Origin of the sequence: Collinsella tanakaei, assembly GCF_016902615.1 — a bacterium.
In the GTDB taxonomy this organism is placed as follows: domain Bacteria; phylum Actinomycetota; class Coriobacteriia; order Coriobacteriales; family Coriobacteriaceae; genus Collinsella; species Collinsella tanakaei_A.
Genome location: NZ_JACJMB010000067.1, coordinates 1 through 1,602 on the forward strand (window position 1 = coordinate 1; position 1,602 = coordinate 1,602).

The following is a 1,602-nucleotide window of genomic DNA, read 5'->3' on the forward strand; positions in this document are numbered from 1 at the left end:
CCATCGGGGACGGGGTTGTTCGGTGCCATCCGGCAGCCATGGCTGCCGGATGGCACCGAACAACCCCGTCCCCGATGGAGACATGCGGCATCTACGCGCTACATCTCGTTGTAATAGGGTTGCGCGTAGCCGGTGAGATACCACAGGTCGTAGCGCTCGGCGCACAGATGGACATAGCCGTTCACATGCTCCCACACGTAGACGGTGCGGCCGTTTGCCGACACATGGTCGACGATGCCGGAATGCGTCGCCGAGGCACTCGGGAACGGCCGCGTCGCCGGATAGTTGTCGATCCACAGGTCGCCTGGCTGCGGGCGCGAGGCACGCGGAAGCATGCGGCCACGCGCCGTGTACCAGTCGCACAGCTCATGCGGCCACGTCGTGGCGCCGCCGTCCATGAACTGGTAATGCAGGCCCGCCTCCTGGAAGCACCAGTAGACGAACGCCGTGCAGGGGCCGAACGAGTTGAAGCTGGACCCCGCTTGGATCGCCGCGTTCTGGTAGCGGTCGCCGTCCGTGACGCCGTCCTGGGACGAGGCGGCGGCGAGCAGGCGCGCCGCCACGCGCTCGCGCGGCAGGCGCTCGCCGGTGTCGGGGTCGAGGTAGTAGGGGCGGCCGCCCACCATCAGCGACCCGTAGCGCATGCGCCCGCTCACCTCGTCGTAGTAGACCCACTTGCCCGAGGAGGGGATCCAGGCCCAGCCGTAGTCCGCGGCGCCCGTCACCGGGTCGAAGTACATCCAGCCCGGCTCGTCGCCGTGGGAATCATCTATGTAGCGCTCGCCGTGGGCCATCTCGCCGGTCACGTAGTCGCAGAAGACCCACTTGAGCCCGTCGCCGTCCGGCAGCAGAAGGAAGCCGCGCTGCACGGCGCCGGTGGGCCCGAGGTGCACCCACTTGCCGTTGGCCGAGCGCCACTCGGCCGAGGCCTGCTCCCAGGCGCTGCCCGCCACCGAGTTGTCGGTCGGCACGAGGGCGTCGTGGTCGCGCGCGATGGAGCCGTCGGCCTCCGCCCAGTACCACTCGCCCGTGCCGGGGTCGTAGAGGAACTTGGAGCGGGCGCGCACGCCAGCGTCGACCCAGCCGGCCGCCGAGGCGGCGCCGCACGGGTCGCCGCCCGCGTCGACCCAGCCGGTGTAGGAGGTGTCCCTCTCGGCTGCGGGACTCTTCTCAACCGCAGGTGCGGGTTCGGCAAACGAGAATGCGGGCAACGCCGCGCCACCTGCCGCCAGGACGCACAGCAATGCCGCCACAATACGGATACGGCGAACGTAAGCACCGCATGAATCCGTCTGCTTCATTGTCAACCCCCAGAAATGACACCATTTTCGGTAACGTACAATTACTTGCGCACTTTGACAGCGGAATAGCGTCCAGGCAAGGAGGGAGGGCACGGCCCGCCCCGGCATGATTCGAGTTGCCGAGACGAGAAACATGCTGGAGGTGGACCATGCCCGAGCCAATCGTAACATTCAACGAGGAGTCCCTGAAGTTGGATTGGCAACACTTATTTGGACGGTTTCGACAGGATCAGCCCCGCCTTCCTGAACTCGACGGGGCTCATGTAGCCGAGCGTCGAGTGGATCCTGAAGTTGTTGTACC

2 protein-coding genes are annotated in these 1,602 nt (G+C 66.6%); both read right to left on the reverse strand.

Going from position 1 to position 1,602, the window contains the following annotated elements:
- Positions 1-98 precede the first annotated feature (98 nt).
- A complete protein-coding gene (locus H6A21_RS10720) occupies positions 99-1,301 on the reverse strand; it encodes a CHAP domain-containing protein (protein WP_204562773.1) in 1,203 nt (400 codons plus the stop codon).
- A gap of 206 nt (positions 1,302-1,507) precedes the next feature.
- Positions 1,508-1,602: IS3 family transposase (locus H6A21_RS11340; RefSeq protein WP_428840766.1), on the reverse strand; the 95-nt coding region annotated here is incomplete at its 5' end.

Excerpts from the sequence above, each read along its gene's own strand:
- H6A21_RS10720 (WP_204562773.1), bottom strand. The coding sequence starts at position 1,301 with ATGAAGCAGACGGATTCATGCGGTGCTTACGTTCGCCGTATCCGTATT.